Annotated in this window: 13 protein-coding genes; 6 read left to right on the top strand and 7 right to left on the bottom strand. The window is 69.5% G+C overall.

Features of this window, described 5'->3' with window-relative positions; all coding sequences use genetic code 11:
• Positions 1–9: 9 nt before the first annotated feature.
• From ACYQ7X_RS11495 to ACYQ7X_RS11475, 5 genes are read right to left on the bottom strand one after another with little or no spacing between them, the layout of a single operon-like run.
• The gene (locus ACYQ7X_RS11495; RefSeq protein ID WP_459697163.1) at positions 10–1,479 is read right to left on the bottom strand and encodes an efflux transporter outer membrane subunit; all 1,470 of its coding nucleotides are present in this window, start codon (positions 1,477–1,479) and stop codon (positions 10–12) included.
• A 1-nt stretch (position 1,480) separates the two neighbouring features.
• The gene (locus ACYQ7X_RS11490; RefSeq protein WP_459697162.1) at positions 1,481–2,401 is read right to left on the bottom strand and encodes an efflux RND transporter periplasmic adaptor subunit; all 921 of its coding nucleotides are present in this window, start codon (positions 2,399–2,401) and stop codon (positions 1,481–1,483) included.
• Positions 2,402–2,418: 17 nt separating this feature from the next.
• A complete protein-coding gene (locus ACYQ7X_RS11485) occupies positions 2,419–2,616 on the bottom strand; it encodes a DUF1656 domain-containing protein (RefSeq protein WP_459697161.1) in 198 nt (65 codons plus the stop codon).
• A gap of 5 nt (positions 2,617–2,621) precedes the next feature.
• Positions 2,622–4,904, bottom strand: a complete 2,283-nt coding sequence (locus ACYQ7X_RS11480; protein WP_459697160.1) for an FUSC family protein — start codon at positions 4,902–4,904, stop codon at positions 2,622–2,624.
• A complete protein-coding gene (locus ACYQ7X_RS11475; protein ID WP_459697159.1) occupies positions 4,901–5,392 on the bottom strand; it encodes a MarR family winged helix-turn-helix transcriptional regulator in 492 nt (163 codons plus the stop codon). Before ACYQ7X_RS11475 ends, ACYQ7X_RS11480 begins: the two co-directional genes overlap by 4 nt.
• Positions 5,393–5,664: 272 nt before the next feature.
• Between ACYQ7X_RS11475 and ACYQ7X_RS11470 the strand changes: the two genes are divergently transcribed.
• Positions 5,665–6,375: a CBS domain-containing protein gene (locus ACYQ7X_RS11470; protein WP_459697158.1), complete on the top strand. Its 711-nt coding sequence runs from the start codon at positions 5,665–5,667 to the stop codon at positions 6,373–6,375.
• A gap of 374 nt (positions 6,376–6,749) precedes the next feature.
• Entirely contained in the window at positions 6,750–7,730 is a 981-nt protein-coding gene (locus ACYQ7X_RS11465) for an MYG1 family protein (protein WP_459697157.1), read from the top strand.
• 147 nt (positions 7,731–7,877) lie between these two features.
• Here the strand turns inward: ACYQ7X_RS11465 and ACYQ7X_RS11460 are convergent, their stop codons facing one another.
• Both ACYQ7X_RS11460 and ACYQ7X_RS11455 read right to left on the bottom strand, forming a co-directional pair.
• Positions 7,878–9,962, bottom strand: a complete 2,085-nt coding sequence (locus tag ACYQ7X_RS11460) for a methyl-accepting chemotaxis protein (RefSeq protein WP_459697156.1) — start codon at positions 9,960–9,962, stop codon at positions 7,878–7,880.
• 200 nt (positions 9,963–10,162) lie between these two features.
• Positions 10,163–10,915 (bottom strand): tRNA1(Val) (adenine(37)-N6)-methyltransferase, encoded by a 753-nt coding sequence (locus ACYQ7X_RS11455; RefSeq protein ID WP_459697155.1) that lies wholly within the window; start codon positions 10,913–10,915, stop codon positions 10,163–10,165.
• A gap of 151 nt (positions 10,916–11,066) precedes the next feature.
• On the opposite strand from ACYQ7X_RS11455, the gene ACYQ7X_RS11450 reads away from it, so the two are divergent.
• The 4 genes from ACYQ7X_RS11450 to cydC all read left to right on the top strand — a co-directional run bounded on the left by ACYQ7X_RS11450 (position 11,067) and on the right by cydC (position 16,167).
• Positions 11,067–12,110 carry a polyprenyl synthetase family protein gene (locus ACYQ7X_RS11450; RefSeq protein ID WP_459697154.1) on the top strand — a complete coding sequence of 348 codons (1,044 nt, stop codon included), beginning with the start codon at positions 11,067–11,069 and terminating at the stop codon, positions 12,108–12,110.
• A gap of 90 nt (positions 12,111–12,200) precedes the next feature.
• Positions 12,201–12,707 carry a DNA starvation/stationary phase protection protein Dps gene (gene dps, locus ACYQ7X_RS11445; protein ID WP_459697153.1) on the top strand — a complete coding sequence of 169 codons (507 nt, stop codon included), beginning with the start codon at positions 12,201–12,203 and terminating at the stop codon, positions 12,705–12,707.
• A 110-nt stretch (positions 12,708–12,817) separates the two neighbouring features.
• Positions 12,818–14,539, top strand: a complete 1,722-nt coding sequence (gene cydD / locus ACYQ7X_RS11440) for a thiol reductant ABC exporter subunit CydD (RefSeq protein WP_459697152.1) — start codon at positions 12,818–12,820, stop codon at positions 14,537–14,539.
• A complete protein-coding gene (cydC, locus tag ACYQ7X_RS11435) occupies positions 14,536–16,167 on the top strand; it encodes a thiol reductant ABC exporter subunit CydC (RefSeq protein ID WP_459697151.1) in 1,632 nt (543 codons plus the stop codon). Before cydD ends, cydC begins: the two co-directional genes overlap by 4 nt.
• The last annotated feature ends 14 nt before the right edge of the window (positions 16,168–16,181 follow it).

The raw sequence follows: 16,181 nt of genomic DNA, 5'->3' as shown, positions 1-16,181 counted from the left end.
GATCGGCATCTAAGGCTCCTTCTGCGCCGCGGCGGCGGGCTTTGCGGCCGGCGGATCGAGATCGATCCGCTGCCAGCCGCCGCCGAGCGCCTTGTAGAGGCTGACATCGTCGAGCAGCAGGGCGAGGTCGCTCTGCGCCACCGCATCCCGCGCCTGGAAGACGGTGCGCTCATCGGTCAGCACCGTCAGGAAATCGAGGAGGCCGGCATTGTAGAGCCGGGTCGATTGCGCGAGCGCCGCCTCGGCATCCCGGGCGGAGGCGCGGAGCGAGGCGTTGGCCACCCGCTCGGTATCGACGCGCACCAGCGCATCCTCCACCTGTTGCAGGGCGGTGAGCACGGTCTGCTGGTAGGAGAGGCGGGCGGCCTCGGCGGCGGCGCGGGCTTTCTGCACCTCTGCGCGCAGCTTGCCGCCGGCATAGAGGGGCGCGGTGCCCTCGATCGCCGCGGTGAAGGTCATGCTTGCCGCCTTGAACAGATTGCCGATGAGGCTCGCCTGCGGGGTGATGGTGAGGGGAATGGTGAAATGCGGCAGCTCCGCCGCGATCGCGACCCCGATCTCGGCATTGGCCGCGCCATATTGCATCAATGCCGCATGCACGTCCGGCCGATTGGCGATGACATCGGCCGGGACCGTATCGGGGAGCGAGGGCGGCGGCAGCATCGGCGGCTGCGCGGCCGTCAGCATCGCTTCCAGATCCCCCGGATCGTGGCCGAGCAGCACGGCGATCGCATGTGCCATCACCGCGACACCGGCGCGCAGGCCGGGCAGGCTCGCCTCCGTCTGTTCCAGCTGCGCGCGCGCTTGCAGGACGGCGACCGAGGTGCCGAGGCCCTGGGTTTCGAGCTTCTGCGTGTAAGAGAGCGTATCGCGCGCGATTTTGACGTTGCTTTCGGCGATCGCCAGCTCCTCCTGGCGGGCGCGGAGCGTCGCGTAATCGGTCGCCAACTCGGCGAGCAGGCTGACGAGCAGGGCGCGGCGGTTTTCAATCGAAGCCTGCACCCCGAAATCCGCCGCCTGCGTCGCGCGCCGGTTGCCGCCGAAGATATCGAGTTCCCAGCTCGCATCGAAGCCGGCCTGATAGTACTGGTAATTGCCGATGCCGGGCGGCCAGGTGACCGTGGTGCTCGACCGGGCGCGGACGTATTCGCCGCCAAAATCGACGGTGGGGAGGCCGCCGGAGGCCGCGATCACCCGGTCCGCCCGTGCTTCCACCAGGCGCTGGCGGGCGATCTGCAGGTCGAGATTGCCCGAGACCGCCTCGCTCACCAGCCGGTCGAGCGTCGGGTCGTCGAAGGAGGTCCACCACCGGGCGACCTGGGCATCAGCGAGGGCGATTTCGGTGGGCGTCGCCGGCCGTTCGGTGAAGGCCGCCGGCAAGTGGAGTTTCGGCGCCTGGAAATCGGGGCCGACGGTGCAGCCGCCGAGCACAAGCGCCAGGATCGGCGGGGCGAGCCGCATGCGCGCAAGCCAGCCCATCTCAGAGATTGCCTTCGAACCAGCGCTGGATGCGGCCGGCGAGGCCCGGGCGCGGCGGCACCGGCCGCCCGACATCGACCGAGCAGGTCATGCCTGAGGCAAGCAGCACGCCGGGCGGCACGCGGTCGATCGCGATATCGACGGGAATGCGCTGCGCGAGGCGCACCCAGTCGAAGACCGGGTTGATCTGCGGCAGGCCGCGCGGATCGGTCGCGTCGTTAATGTCGCCGATGCCGTGGCCGATGCTCAGCACATGGCCGGCGAGCAGCTCGGGATAGCCCATGAGGCGGATGCGCGCCGCATCGCCCGGATGGATGAGGCCGATCTTGGTCTCTTCGAAATAGGCGCGGATCTGGAAGGTTTCGGTGTCGATCAGGGTGACGACGTGCTGCCCGGCATTGACGTAATCGCCGGCTTGCAGCCGCAGATGCGTCACGATCCCGGTGACGGGCGCATAGACGGTGGCGCGCTGGAGGTTGAGCTTGGCGAGCGCCACCGCCGCCTCCGCCCCCTGGACCTGGGCGGCCGCGACATTCGCGGCGATATTGGTGTTGGCGAGGTCTTCCTTGGAGATGAGGCCGCTGAGGCCGCGCCGGCGGGCGGCATCCTCCGCCGCCTTCTGCTGGTCGAGCCGGGCGGCGGCGAGGCTCGCCTCGGCCTGGTCGAGCGCGATGCGAAAGCGGCTCGGGTCGATCGCGAAGAGCACCGCGCCCTTCTGGACGCGTTCATTGTCGTGCAGCGGCACCGAGACGACGGTGCCCGGCACTTCCGGGGCGACGACGACGGTTTGCGCGAAGACCCGCCCGTCCCGCGTCCACGGCGCCAGCATATAGACGTTCCACAGCTGGACGATGACGAAGACCGCCGCGGCAACGACCGCGAGGGTGATGAGGAGGCGAATCAGGCGGAGAAGAAGATGCATGGGGATGGCTTGTGCTGTCACGCTAGGAGAAGGACGATCGCACCGGTGATGAGCGCGTAGAGAGCGACCTCGAAGAGGGCCGGGTGCCAGACGAGGGAGAAGAAGCCGATCCGCCCGAGGATTGCCCGCAGGGGCAGGAAGATGACGGCGGCAATGAGGCAATAGAGTACGATCGGCGCGTAGAACAGGCCGGCTGTCTGGGCTTCGACGAACATGGTGCTCAGGCTCCTTCCTGCGGCAGCGGCGCTTCGAGCGCGAGAAGGCGCTCGGCTTGCGCCATCATCGCGGCGATCGTGCGGAAGCTGGCGGCCGCCTGCAACAGGCCCTGCCGCCGCCGCCCGCCCGCTTCGTAGAGCGCGATCAGCCGCTCGCCCATGGCATCCGCCGCGCGCGCGGCCCGCCGGGGCCGGCGCAGCCGCCCGAGATGGCCGAGCGCGAGCCCGGCCGCGGCCGCATCCTCGGCGGCGAGATTGAGCGCCGGCAGCAGAGAGCGCAGCCGTACCGCCTCCTGCGCCACGATCAGCAGCGCGCCACAATCGCCGATGGTGCGGGAGCGCAGCGCCGGATCGACCTGCAGCCTGAGGGCCAGCCGCTGGATCGCCTGGTTGTAGGTCACGAGCCAGCCGAGCCAGTCCCGCCGCCCGCGATGGCCGCCGCCGGCGCGCACGAGATGCTCCGTCATCCGGCGGATGCGCCGCGTCAGATAGGCGGCGTTGCGCATCGGGTTGGGCGGCAGGATGACGCGAAAGACGAGGACCGTGAGCCAGGCGCCCATGATGAAGGCGACGGCGTTATTAATAAAAGTAACCACGTCGTAATGCATCTGGTTGGCGAAGCCGAGTTCCGTGATGAAGAAGATCACGAAGCCCAGGGAGAGGAGGGCGGTGCGGGGGCGCGTGGTACCCCACACGGCTGGCAGCAGCACGGGCAGCAGCACCAGGGCGAGGATGGGGAAGCCGGTGATATGCGGGAGGATAAAGAACTCCCACAGGAAGGCGAGCAGGGTGGCGAGGGTGATGCCCTGGGCGAAGGCGATGCTGGCGGCAGCCGCGCTCGGCAGGCCGGAGAGCAGGGCGCAGGCGGAGGCGAGCACGACGAGGAGCGAGGCGCCCATGTTCCAGCCGGTGATATAGGGAAAGAGCCCGCCGAGGACGACGGCGATGAAACTGCGCGCGCCGTTGCGCCCGGCGGTTGCGTAATCGATGAAGGTGTGCAGACGAGGCCCGTGATGATAGGGCCGCCTGCCCATCCGCCAGGCGGCAAAGGGCACGATTGCCGCATGCAGCAGATCGAGTTCCTGATAGAGCCGCGCGAGCGTCGTCGTCTCGTCAAGCGTGCGGGTTTCGCTGGCGAGGTTCGAGAGCATGCGGGTGCGGGCGGCGATCGCCTCAGCGAGCGCGAGCGGGGCGCGCCGATCCTGCGGATCGTAATGGGCGATCGCGGCAAGCTGGCCGCGCACTTCGGCGACGATATCAACGCCGGGCGCGGCCGCCGGCGCCTCGGGCAGGGTTGCGGGCTCGGCTGCAGGCTGTGCGGCGGGCGTGCCATCAAGCCCGGCTGCGAGCTGCAGCGCCGGCATGGCGGCGGTCTCCCGCCGCTCGGCCAGGATAGCTGCGAGGCGGGTGAGGGAATTCCCCGCGATCGAGACGGAGAGCAGCGCCGCATACATCGCGGCGAAGCCACGCCGGATGCTGCCTGCGTGGCGGCTGACATCCGGTGCCTCGGCGCCGGAAAACTCCACCGCCTCGTCCAGCCGTTCGATCTCGGTCGCAAGCCGCGTGCGCTCGGCGATGAAGGCCGGATGGTCCATGGCGAGGCCGTCGGCGCGGGCCAGCATCAGCCGCGCCACGCCCTGCAAGGCGCCGCGCCCGCGCGCCCGCATGCCATCCGTCGTCACGCTTGGCTGAAAGACCATGGTGACGATGGTGGAGACGACGACCCCGATGGTGACGACGGCGAGGCGCGCGAGAGCGAAGCCCAGCACATGGTCCGGCGTGGCAAGCGCGCCGGCCGCGATGAGCGCGACGGTATAGCCCGAGAGCACCGCCGCATAGGCGCGGAAATGGCGGAACATGCTGGAGGCGAAGGTGCAGAGGCCGAGCCAGAAGGCCAGGCCGACGACGAAGAGCAGCGGCGCCTGGCCGAAGGCGCCGAGAATGACGACGGCGGCGACCGCGCCCGTCAGCGTGCCGAAGATGCGCCAGAGCCCCTTGGAGAGAATGCCGCCGCGCGAGGGATTGGCGACGATCATCACGGTGACCGCCGCCGAGGCCGGGGTTTGCAGCTGCAGCCAGAGTGCTGCGTAGAAGGCAAGTCCCATGGCGAGCAGGGTGCGCAGCACATAGCCGATCGTGCTGAGCGTGGCCGGGCTCGGCCCGGCGCGGAGCCGCGCGAGACGCGCGGCAAGCGCCAGCCATGGCCCCGCGGAGCGGTGGCCCGCTCTCCCGCTCGCCCCGCTGGCCGTCGGATCAGCAGGCTTGGTGCTGTCGGTCGCGCCGCTCATGCGCTGCCCTCATCGCCCGGGGCAGGATGCTCGGTCGCCGCCAGGATGCGCTGGAGCACGCGATCGCAGACGGCCAACTCCTCGGCCGAGACATCCCGCACCAGTTCCTGCGCGAGCTTCTCATGCACCGCGTTGACCTTGGCGAAGGTCGCGCGGCCAGTCTCGGTCAACCAGACGCGCTTGGAGCGGCGATCCTCGGCATCCTCCAGCCGTTCCACGAAGCCTGCCCGTTCGAGCGCATCGACGAGGCGGACGAGGGAAGCGCCTTCGATGAGGAGAGCGGCTGCGAGATCCGTCTGGCGCAGCCCGTCACCCAGCCGCCCGAGATAGAGCAGCGGGCGCCAGGTGGCGTCGGTCAGGCCGAAATCGCGTACACGCAGATCGATCTCCCGCCGCCAGGCGGTGGAGACCCGATAGATCAGGCGGCCGAATTCGGTGGCGCGGATGGATTGCAGGGGCATGGCTTCGGGCAAACTGGCGATGGCCAAATAATAAGCAACCTAACTATCAGCAAGCAAACGAATTCGCGCCTCTCCCATGCATCCATCGCGACCGCGCACGGCCGGGCATCTCGCCATAGGGAATGGCCTCTTGATCAACATCAAGGCGCCGGCCGCGGAAGCCTGCGAGGGTTCGATATGAGGAGCGCGTCTCGCTCATCCAGCCTTCGCGGGGACGGCCGGAGCCAAGGTTCGGCCGCCGTCCTCCCTTGGCCGGATGCGCTACCGGGGCGGGCTCCGCTCGAACGAAAGGACAAGCCATGCGCGCGCGCGACATCATGACAGCCAAGGTCGTCACCGTCGGGCCAGAGGCCAGCATCGATTCGGCGATCGCACTGATGGTCGGGCAGCGAATCTCCGGCATCCCGGTGGTGGCGGGCGATGGCCGTCTTGTCGGCATGCTGACCGAGCGCGATCTGCTGCGCCGCGCCGAACTCGAGACCGAGAGCCCGCACCGCCGCTCCTTCCTCGGCCTGCTGCTGGGCCATGGGGAGGAGGCTGCCGCCTATGTGCGCAGCCATAGCCGGCGGGTGGGCGATGTGATGACCGAGAAGGTCATTTCGATCGTCGAGGACACGCCGCTCGAAGAGATCGTCCAGCTCATGGAGAAGCATCGCATCCGGCGGCTGCCGGTGGTGTGGGATGGCCGGCTCGTCGGTATTGTCTCGCGGCTCGATCTGGTGCGCGCGCTCGGTGCTCGGCTGGCGGCGGAGCCTAAGGCCGCGGCCGATCTGCCGGACCAGGAGTTGGAAGCGCGGGTGAAGGCGGCGCTCGCCCGCGTCTCGCTCTTCGATAGCAGCAGCATCGCGGTCACGGTCGCCCAGCATCGTGCGCGGATCGAGGGTGTCATCCCGGACGAAGCCCTGCGCCCGGCGATTCGCGTGGCGGTGGAGCGCGTGCCGGGCATCGCGGCGGTTGAGGACAGGGTTGTTTTCGTGGAACCGGTGACGGGCGCGATCTATCCCGCCTGAGGCGACAGCCGCTCCCCCGGCGGGGCTCGATCACCGGCATCAGGTGATTGTTTTCAAAAATATTTCGTCGCACCGACTGCGTGTCTGACGCGCAGTCGTGCTGACCGCCCGGGGCGCGGCGGCCCGGTGGCGCCCATCCGATCTGGCCAAAATCCAGGCAGGCAGTCCGATTCGGGGCTTGCGCCGCAGGCGTCGGCCTGTTTTCTGCCCCCTTTGCGCATTGACGGCAGTCTTGCGCAGCCCCGGCCGCGCGCGGCGGAGGCAGGCTCCCGCAGGTGGCCATCGCAGCGGTCGGGCCGGCCCCCCGCGTGAAGCGGAGCGCGGGCTGCGCCAGATTGCCGGCGCGCTCGATTCTAACACGGATTGGACGCTTCATGAATTCTGGCGATGCCAGCCCCTTGCTCGTGACCCATAGTGGCAAGTTCCATTGCGATGAGGTCTTTGCCTATGCGGTTCTGCGCCTTGCCCTCGGCCTCGGCCGCACGGGCGAGGATCATCGGCTCGTCCGCACGCGCGAGAGCGGGTTGATCGCGGCCGGCACCATCGTCTGGGATGTCGGCCTTGTCCATGATCCGGCGCGCGGCCGCTACGATCACCATCAGCGCGGCGCCCCGCTGCGGCCGGATGGCACGCCCTATTCGGCGGCTGGGCTCATCTGGCAAAGCTATGGGGTGCGGGCGGTGGCGGCGCTGCTCGGCGAGGGCAGCGCGGCAAGCCTTGCCGTGGCGATCGCAGGCGAACTTGACGAGAGGCTTCTGCGTCGCATCGACGAATTGGATAACGGCGTCTCCCCGCACGGCCCGGTGTTCGACGATGGCCTCGGCCTCGGTCATCTTATTGGGGACTTCAATCCGCCCTGGGATAGTCCGGAGGCGACTGGGCCGGGCGCCGGGGATGCGGCGTTCCTGGAAGCAGCGGAATTCGCCCGCGGCGTGCTCGCCCGGCGGGTTGCGGCCCTGCGTGCGCGCTTCGAAGCGGAGGCGGTAGTCCTCGCCGCCCATCGCCAGGCGCAAGACCCGCGGGTGTTGGTGTTGGAGCGCGGCATGCCCTGGAAGAACCCTGTCTTCGCGCGGGATCTGCCGGTAGTATTTTGCGTAAGCCCGGCATCCAACGGCAATTGGATGGTCGATACGATGCCGCCGGAACCGCATTCCTTCGCGCAGCGCGTGCCGCTGCCGGCCGCCTGGGCCGGGCTGGAAGGCGATGCGCTGGCGGCAGCCAGCGGCGTGCCGGACGCGGTGTTCGTCCATCTGCGCCGCTTCGTCGGCGCCGCCCGCTCCCGCGAGGGGGCGATCGCCCTGGCGCAGCGGGCCCTCGGGATCGCCGAGCGGGAGGAGAGCGCGACGGCCGCGTGAGCCGTTCACGCGCGGGCAGGGGGCAGCCGCTCCACCTCAACTCGCCCGCCCGTGCCATTTCGCCTCTGTCTCCCCGGCGCCCTCAGCCCTTCGCCTGGCGGTTTTTGCCGGGCTTCACGCCGAGGGCCGGGGCGGGTGGTGGGGTTTTTAGAATTCTGCCCAGCCGTCATCCTCTGCTTCGGCCATGGCGGGTGCCCGGCGCGGGGCGCTGGTGGCTTCGGCCTTGGGGCGGGCGGCCTGCGGCCGGCTGCCTTCGGCCGTCGGGTGCTCAGCAGTCCTTGCCTTAGTCGGCCGCGCCTCAGCCGGCCGCGCCTCGCCCTGGCGGCTCGCGGTCTTGCGCGTGGCCTCGGCGGGCAGGGCGCGCTTGCTCTCGGCGGGGGCGCGCGGTGCGGGCCGGGCCGGGGCTGCCTCGTGGCCCCGCGCCGCCGTGCCTTCCGCCTCGATCCTGAAGCGGGCCACCAGATGCGCCAGGGTTTCCGCCTCGCGCGCCAGGCTATGGCTCGCCGCCGTCGATTGCTCGACCATGGCGGCGTTCTGCTGCGTCACCTGGTCCATCTGATTGACCGCGGTATTGACCTCGGCGAGGCCGGTCGCCTGTTCCTGTGCCGAGCTCGCGATCTCGCCGATGATCCCGTTGAGCCGCGCCACCTGTTCCGCGATGCTGGCAAGCGCCGTGCCGGTTTCGCCGACGAGTTGCACGCCGCTTTCCACCTGGCGGCTGGAGGCGGAGATGAGCGTCTTGATCTCCTTGGCGGCCTCCGCCGAACGCTGGGCGAGCGCCCGCACCTCGGTCGCGACCACCGCGAAGCCGCGCCCGGCTTCCCCGGCACGCGCGGCCTCGACGCCGGCATTGAGCGCGAGCAGATTGGTCTGGAAGGCGATCTCGTCGATCACGCCGATGATATTGCCGATCTGCTTGGAGGAGTTTTCGATCCCGCTCATCGCGGTCACGGTATTCTGCACCACCTCGCCCGAGCGGGTTGCCTCGTGCTGGGCGGTTTCGGCGGCGCTGCGGGCTTCGCGGGCGTTTTCTGCCGTGCGGCGGACGGTTGCGGTAATCTCGTCGAGGGCGGCGGCGGTTTCTTCCAGGCTCGCGGCCTGCTGCTCGGTGCGGCGGGAAAGATCGTCGGACGCCTGGCTGATTTCACCGGCGCCGGCCCGCACGCCATGGGTATTGGCGGAGATTGAGGCCATCGTCTCCTGCAGCCGTTCCATCGCCGCATTGTAGTCGTGCCGCAGCTTCTCGTATTCGGCGGAGAAGGCGCGGTTGAGGCGGAACAGCAAGTCGCCCTCGGCGAGCTTTTCGAGGCCGAGCGCCACCTGTTCGACGACGGCCGTGGTGCGTGCGGCAATCTCCGCCCGCTCGGCTTCCTGCGCAACGCGGGCCGCCTCCGCCTCAGCGCGATGCTCGCCGGCGGCCGCTTCCACCCGCAGCTTCTCCCGCCCGGCATCGCGAAAGCCTTCGACCGCACGCGCGATCGCGCCAATCTCGTCCCGCCGTTCGCTCCCCTCGATCGCAATGTCATACTGGCCGGCTGAGAGGGCCGTCATATAGCCAAGCTGCGTGCGCAGCGGGCGGTTGATCCAGGCACGGGTGCCAAAAAAGGCGATCAGGCCGATCGCGACCAGCCCGATGATGATGCCTGCAAAGGTCGTCAGGATCGTCGTATGTGTCATGGCGACCAGCACCTTCTGCCGCGCGATCGCCTGGGCGCCCAAGATAGCGCTCTCTTTGCGGAAGTCTGCCAGCAGAGGGAGAAATACCGGCGAGCAATGGGCCAGATATTCATTATGGGCGACGGTGTTCTGAGCGGCGGTGACCGCCGTATCGCCTTCGACGATCGCCGTGTGGCAGGTTGCGTCCAGGATCTGCTTGGCCCGTGCGGCAAGGCTCTCGATCGCCGGCACCGTGCTGGCCGGCGCAATCTTCAGCGTGTCGTTGATGGTTTTGTCGAATTCCTGGCGGGCGCTGGCGATCTTTGCCATGGCGCTCGCATTGCCCTCGGCCGTGGAAGAGACGAGCAGATCGCCAAGGCCGCCGTGGATCGTGCTCAGGTTTGCTTGTGCCTTGGTGATGCCCAGGCTGGTCGCGCGTTCATGGTTCAGCAAGCTTTGGAAGTTTCCGCTGATGCTGCTCATCTGCCCGGTTGCATAGAAGGCAACGCCGAGCACGAAGATGCCGAACAGCCCGAGCAAGGCCATGATCTTCATGGCGATGGGAACATTCTTCAACGCTTCTCTCCTGAGTGCCGCCGCGCAGCGCGAACCGGGGTTGGAAGGCGAGCTTGGCCGTTCTGCCGCACCAGCCGTAAAGTTTTGATGACGACTTCGGAATGATAGGAGGAGTCTGTGGAAAATATTGCGGCTGCCCATCATCCGGCGCCGAGCGGCAACGGTTGCCGCAATCACGCGGCGGCGGCGAGCGCTGCCGCTCAGCCGCTCGCGGAAAGATCGAGCGCGCCCGCGCCGGCGAGCAGCCGGGCAGCGGCGGGCGTGTAGCCCAGCCCCTCGTGCAGAAGGAGGCCGGGGAGGATGCGGCATTCGGCCCGTCCGCCGCGCCGGGCTTGCAGCAGGAAGATCCGCGCGGCGCGGCCGGCCCGCGGCCAGAGCGGAAAGATGACCGGGGCGCCGAGTGCCGCCGGCGCCAGCGCGGCCAGCGCCTCGGGCAGGGCGCGCGCCGGCAGCACGAGGGTGAGCGTGCCGCGATGCCGGAGGCAGGGGGCGAGGGCAGTGACCCAGCCGCCGATCAGCCCGGCGGGCGCGACCTTGGCGCGGTGGCGCAGCGGCTCGGCCGGCGCGGTGCCCTCGGCGGGATGCCAGGGCGGATTGGCCATCGCATGATCGAAGGCGCCGTGAAGATCGGCGAGGCTGCCGGGGCGCGCCAGATCCGTCACCCGTACGGCGAGCCCGGCAAAATCGTTATCGGCGAAGTTCCGCGCCGCGATCGCCGCCATGCCCGGCTCGATTTCGAGGCCGAGGCCGCGCAGCCCGGGGAGCCGGGCCGCGAGGCATAGCAGCCCCGCGCCCGCCCCGGTGCCGGCTTCCAGCACCTGCTCACCCGGCCGCGCGGGCACTGCGGCGGCGAGTAGCACCGGCTCGATCCCGGTGCGATAGCCTGTGCGGGGCTGGGCATAACGCAAGGCTTTGCCCAGCAGATAACCCTCCGTCACCTCCGGTGCCTGCATCGCCCCCTCATGCCATCCCGCGGCGCAGGGGTGTAGCGAGCGCGGCTTTTTTGTGCGATGCCGAGGAAGGCCTCTCAGCGGCCATCCGGGCAGGCCTTCGGGCGCGGCGGCCCGGAGCGACACCCCAGACCGGAAGGGCTTGGACTTGGGCATGAGTGCCGGCGAGACGATCTATTCCCCCGAAGATGCGGCGCCCGCCCCGGCGGCGGACAAGCCGGATGCGCTCTCCCGCCTGCTCGGGCTGCTGCAAACGGATATGGAAGCCTGCAACCGCGCCATCGTGCGGCGGATGGCAAGCCCCGTCGCGCTCATCCCGCAGGTCGGTGCCCATATCGTCGCGGCCGGCGGCAAGCGCATGCGCCCGCTGCTGACGCTCGCGGCGGCACGCATGTGCGGCTATGCGGAGGGGGAGCGGCACGTCAATCTCGCCGCCTGCGTCGAGTTCATCCATACCGCGACCCTTTTGCATGACGACGTGGTGGATGAAAGCAAACTCCGCCGCGGCCTCGCCTCCGCCAATGCCGTCTTCGACAACAAGACCCCGGTGCTGGTGGGGGATTTCCTCTTCGCCCGCGCCTTCGACCTGATGGTCGAGGATGGCTCGCTACAGGTCCTGCGCATCCTCTGCTCGGCCTCCGCCACCATCGCAGAGGGCGAAGTGCTTCAGCTGGTGACGCAGCACGACCTCTCGACGACCGAGGAGCGCTATCTCGACGTGGTGCGCGGCAAGACGGCCGCCCTCTTCGCGGCGGCGGCTGAGGTGGGCGCCGTCATCGCCGGCCGTCCGGCGGCGGAGGAACAGGCGCTCGCCACCTATGGCATGAATCTCGGCATCGCCTTCCAGCTGGTGGATGATGCGCTGGATTACGCGGCGGATCAGGCGGTGCTTGGCAAGACGGTGGGAGACGATTTCCGCGAGGGCAAGATCACCCTGCCGGTGCTGATCGCCTATCAGGCGGGATCGGAGGAGGAGCGCGTCTTCTGGCGCCGCACCCTGGAGGAGGGTGCCCAGGCCGAGGGGGATCTCGCGCATGCGATGCGCCTGCTCGCCCGGCACGGGGCGATCGGCGAAACCCTCGCGCGGGCCCGGCAATTCGTGCGCGGGGCGGAGGAGGCGCTGCAATGCTTCCCCCCCTCCGAGCTGCGCGATGCGCTGATCAGCGTCGGCGCCTATACGATCGACCGCGCGCATTGACGGCGCGCCCGCCGGCCCCACCTCTGCGATGAAGCGCCGCCCCGGTTTGCGGGCGGCTTCCAGACACAGCGGAACGGAGACGGCAGAGCCATGGCCAAGACGCCCTCGATGCGGATGCACAAGACCCTCAACGATCTCGACGATAATGCCCGCAAGGTGGCGATCGACACGCTGAACGCGCGTCTCGCCGATATGGTCGACCTCGCGCTTATCACCAAGCAGGCGCATTGGAACCTCAAGGGCCCGCGCTTCATCGCCATCCATGAAATGCTGGACGGGTTCCGCACCCAGATCGACGGGCATGTCGATATCGTGGCGGAGCGGGTCGTGCAGTTGGGCGGCACCGCCCTTGGCACCAGCCAGATCCTCGCCGGGCAGTCCAAGGTCGCGCCCTATCCCACAGATATCTACAAGATCGAGGATCACCTCCAGGCGCTGATCGAGCGCTATGGCGCGGTCGCCAATGCGGTGCGCGCGGCGATCGATGAGACCGACGAGGCGGGGGACGCCGATGCCGCCGATATCTTCACCGCCGCCTCCCGCGATCTCGACAAGGCGCTCTGGTTCCTCGAAGCCCATATCCAGGAACCAGCCTGAAGCGGGCGGAACGGCGCTGCCGGCTGCGGGGCAAGCTTACCAAATTGTAGCACAAAGAAGGCGGGTGGCTGGCTGGGCAGCGCCTATCCTACGCGCTATGTGCTGAGGCGATGGACACGCGCAAGAAAGCAGCAACTGCCTGGCTTCGCCAGCAGAGCATGATCGGCCGCCAGGCGGCGATGCGGGCTATCCTTCTCGGCCTGTTCGGCATTCTCTTGGCGATCGTGCAGGCGGCGGCGGCGGCGGATCTGCTGCGCGCGCTGATCGCGCGGGATCATCAGCCTGTGCTATTGGCGGCGATCATCTTCGCGCTCGCGGCACTGGCGCGCGCTGTGGCAGGGGCTGCGGCCGATGGGGCCGCCTTCGCGGCGGGGGCTGCCGGGCGCCGGCGGTTGCGCAGCGAGACGCTCGGCCGCCTGCTCGCCATCGGGCCGAGCCTGCTGCGCCAGGGCCATAGCGCGCATTATGCCGGCATCGTGGTCGATCGCATCGAGGCGCTGGACGGGTTCTTCGCCCGCTGGGTGCCGGCCTCCACCCTCGCCATCGCCGGGCCCACCCTGATCGTGATCGCTGCCGCCATCGCTGATCCGCTCGCCGCCCTCATCCTCGCCGCCTGCGGCCTCTTCGTGCCCTTCGCGCAGGCCGCTGCCGGTATTGGCGCAGCCATCGCCAGCCGATCCCAGCTTTCGGCGATGATGCGGCTCGAACAGCGCTTCCTCGACCGTATCCGCGGCATCGGTACCATCGTGCTGGCCGGCCGCGCGGCGGACGAAGCGGCCGCCCTCGGTGCCGCGGCGGAGGAGCTGCGCCGCCGCACCATGCGGGTGCTGCGCACCGCCTTCCTCTCCTCCGCGGCGCTCGATCTCGCCGCTGCCGTCGCCCTCATCGGCATCGCTATCCAGCAAGGCGACCTTATCCTGCATGCGGCAGGCGGCGAAGCGCGGGCCGAGCAGGCCGGCCGGGCGCTGTTCCTGCTTCTGCTGGTGCCGGAAATGTTCGCGCCCCTGCGCGCCTTCGCTCTTGCCTACCAGGATCGCGGCCATGGCGTCGCCGCGGCGGAGGCGATCATCGCCCTGCCGCAAAGCGAGCACGATCCGGCGCAGTTGGGCGAGCCGCCGGCGGCAGCGCCCGTCACCGTTGCAGCGCACGGCATCAGCGTCGCCTTCGAGGATGTGCGCCTGACCTGGGACAAGGCGCGCGGCCCCGCGCTCGATGGGGTGAGTTTCCGCCTGCCGGCCGGGGGCGTGCTGATCCTCGCCGGGCCATCGGGTGCCGGCAAGTCCTCGGTGATCGAGGTACTGCTCGGCTTCGCCCGGCCCGATTCGGGGCGAGTGCTGCTCAACGGCATGGATATCGCCAGCATCGTGCCCCAGGCACTCTCACGCCTCACCGCCTGGATCGGCCAGAAGCCGGTGATCTTCGCGGCCTCGATCCGCGACAATATCCGCTTCGCCCGGCCCGAGGCGAGTGCGACCGAATTGGCCGAGGCGGTGCGCCTCGCCAGTATGGAGCAGTTTCTCGCCGAGCTTCCCGAAGGCCTCGATACCATGGTGGGCGAGGGGGGCTTCGGCCTCTCCGGCGGGCAGGTGCAGCGGATCGCCATCGCCCGCGCCTTCCTCAAGAACGCGCCGCTGCTGCTGCTGGACGAGCCGACGGCGCATCTCGATCCGGCGACGGAGGCCGAGGTATTCGAGAGCATCCGCCATCTCGCCATCGGCCGCACGGTGATCATGGCGAGCCATTCGACCCAGGCGCATATGCTCACCGGCCGGCGCATCAACATGCAGGCGGGCCGGCTGCTCTCCGGCGATGCCCAGAAGGGGGTGGCATGATGAGCGATCTCCTCGCGATCTTCCGCCTGTGGCGCAACCGTGCGCCCTGGATGGCGGCCGGCATTGGCCTCTCGCTGTTGGCGCTGGCGGCCGGCCTGCTGATGATGGCGCTGGCCGGACGGATCACCGCCGCCGCGCTCACCACGGGGCTCGTCCTCACGCCCATCCTGCTCCGCGTCTCCGGCGTGTTCCGCGTCGTGCTCCGCTACCTGGAGCGTGTCGTCACCCATGAGGCGACCTTTCGGGCGCTTGCCGATCTGCGCGTCTGGTTCTTCGCCGGCCTTGCCACCCGCATGGCGGGCGGCCTCGCCTTCGCGCGGAGCGGCGATGTGCTCACCCGTGTCGTCAACGACGTCGAAAGTCTCGACGGGCTCTATTCGCGCATCCTCGTGCCGCTCGCCGGCGCGGTGCTGGTGCTGCCGGTGCTCTTCATCGTGCTGGCCCTGCAATCCTTGCCCCTCGCCCTGCTCGTCGCCCTGCTGTTCGTGGTGGCCGCCTTCCTGCTGCCCCTGCTCGCCGCGCGGGTGACGGCGACGAGCGGCAACCGGCTCGCCGCGGCCGTCTCCGCCCTCCGTGTCGCCGTGCTCGATGCCATCACCGGGCTGCGGGAGGTGCGGGTTTACAGTGGGGAGGGGCGGATGCTGGCGCAGGTGCAGGCGCGGGAGGCGGGGCTGCTCGCCGCCCAGCGCTCCGTCGCGCGATCGGCCCGATTCGCTCAGGCCGCGGCCTTCCTCTGCGCCCAGGCGGCGATCCTCGCCGTTCTGCTCGCCGCTGGGGCGCCGCCGCCGGCCGCGGTCGCGGCGGCTTTCCTCACCGTCGCCGGGTTCGAGGCGGTGGGCGGTCTGCCGCGCGCCGGGGCGCTGGCCGGCTACGCCGCGGCGGGCGCCCGGCGGGTGCGGGAAACCGCGCTCGGCCCGATCATCGCCCCTGACCCCGCGGTGCCGCAGCCATTGCCGGCGGAGAACAATCTGCGCTTCGCCGGGGTGCGCTTCCGCTGGGCGGCCGACCGCACGCCGGTGCTCGACGGGCTGACGATGGAAATTCCCGCTGGCAGCCGGGTGGCGATCCTCGGGCCTTCAGGCTCGGGCAAATCGACGCTCGCGGCCCTCGCCCTGCGGCTTCAGGTGCCGGAAGCGGGGCGCATCCTGCTGGGCGGCACAGATATCGCCGATCTCCGCGCCGATGATCTCCGCGCCCGCATCGCGCTGCTTTCCCAGCAGACGCACCTCTTCGACGATACGATTCGCGCCAATCTTCTGCTCGCGCGGCCGGATGCGGACGAGCGGGCGTTGTGGGCCGCGCTCGACGCCGCGCAGATCGGCGATTTGGTGCGCGGCTTGCCGGACAAGCTCGAAACCTGGGTGGGCGAGGGCGGGCATCGCTTCTCGGGCGGCCAGGCGCGGCGGCTGGCACTCGCCCGCGTGCTGCTCTCGCCCGCGATGATCGTGATCCTGGACGAGCCCTGCGCCGGTCTCGATATCGAAACGGAACAGGCTTTTCTCACGACGCTGAACGATCTTGGCCGCGCGCGGACCTTCATTCTCATCGCGCATCGGTTGACCGGTATCGAGAAGCTTGACCGGATCTGGCGGATCTCCGGACAGCATGCGGTGGCGGCGACGGCGTAAGCGCCTCCCTGCGG

The sequence above is a fragment of the Acidisoma sp. C75 genome (assembly GCF_054665095.1).
This window is presented reverse-complemented; position numbering and strand designations above follow the sequence as displayed.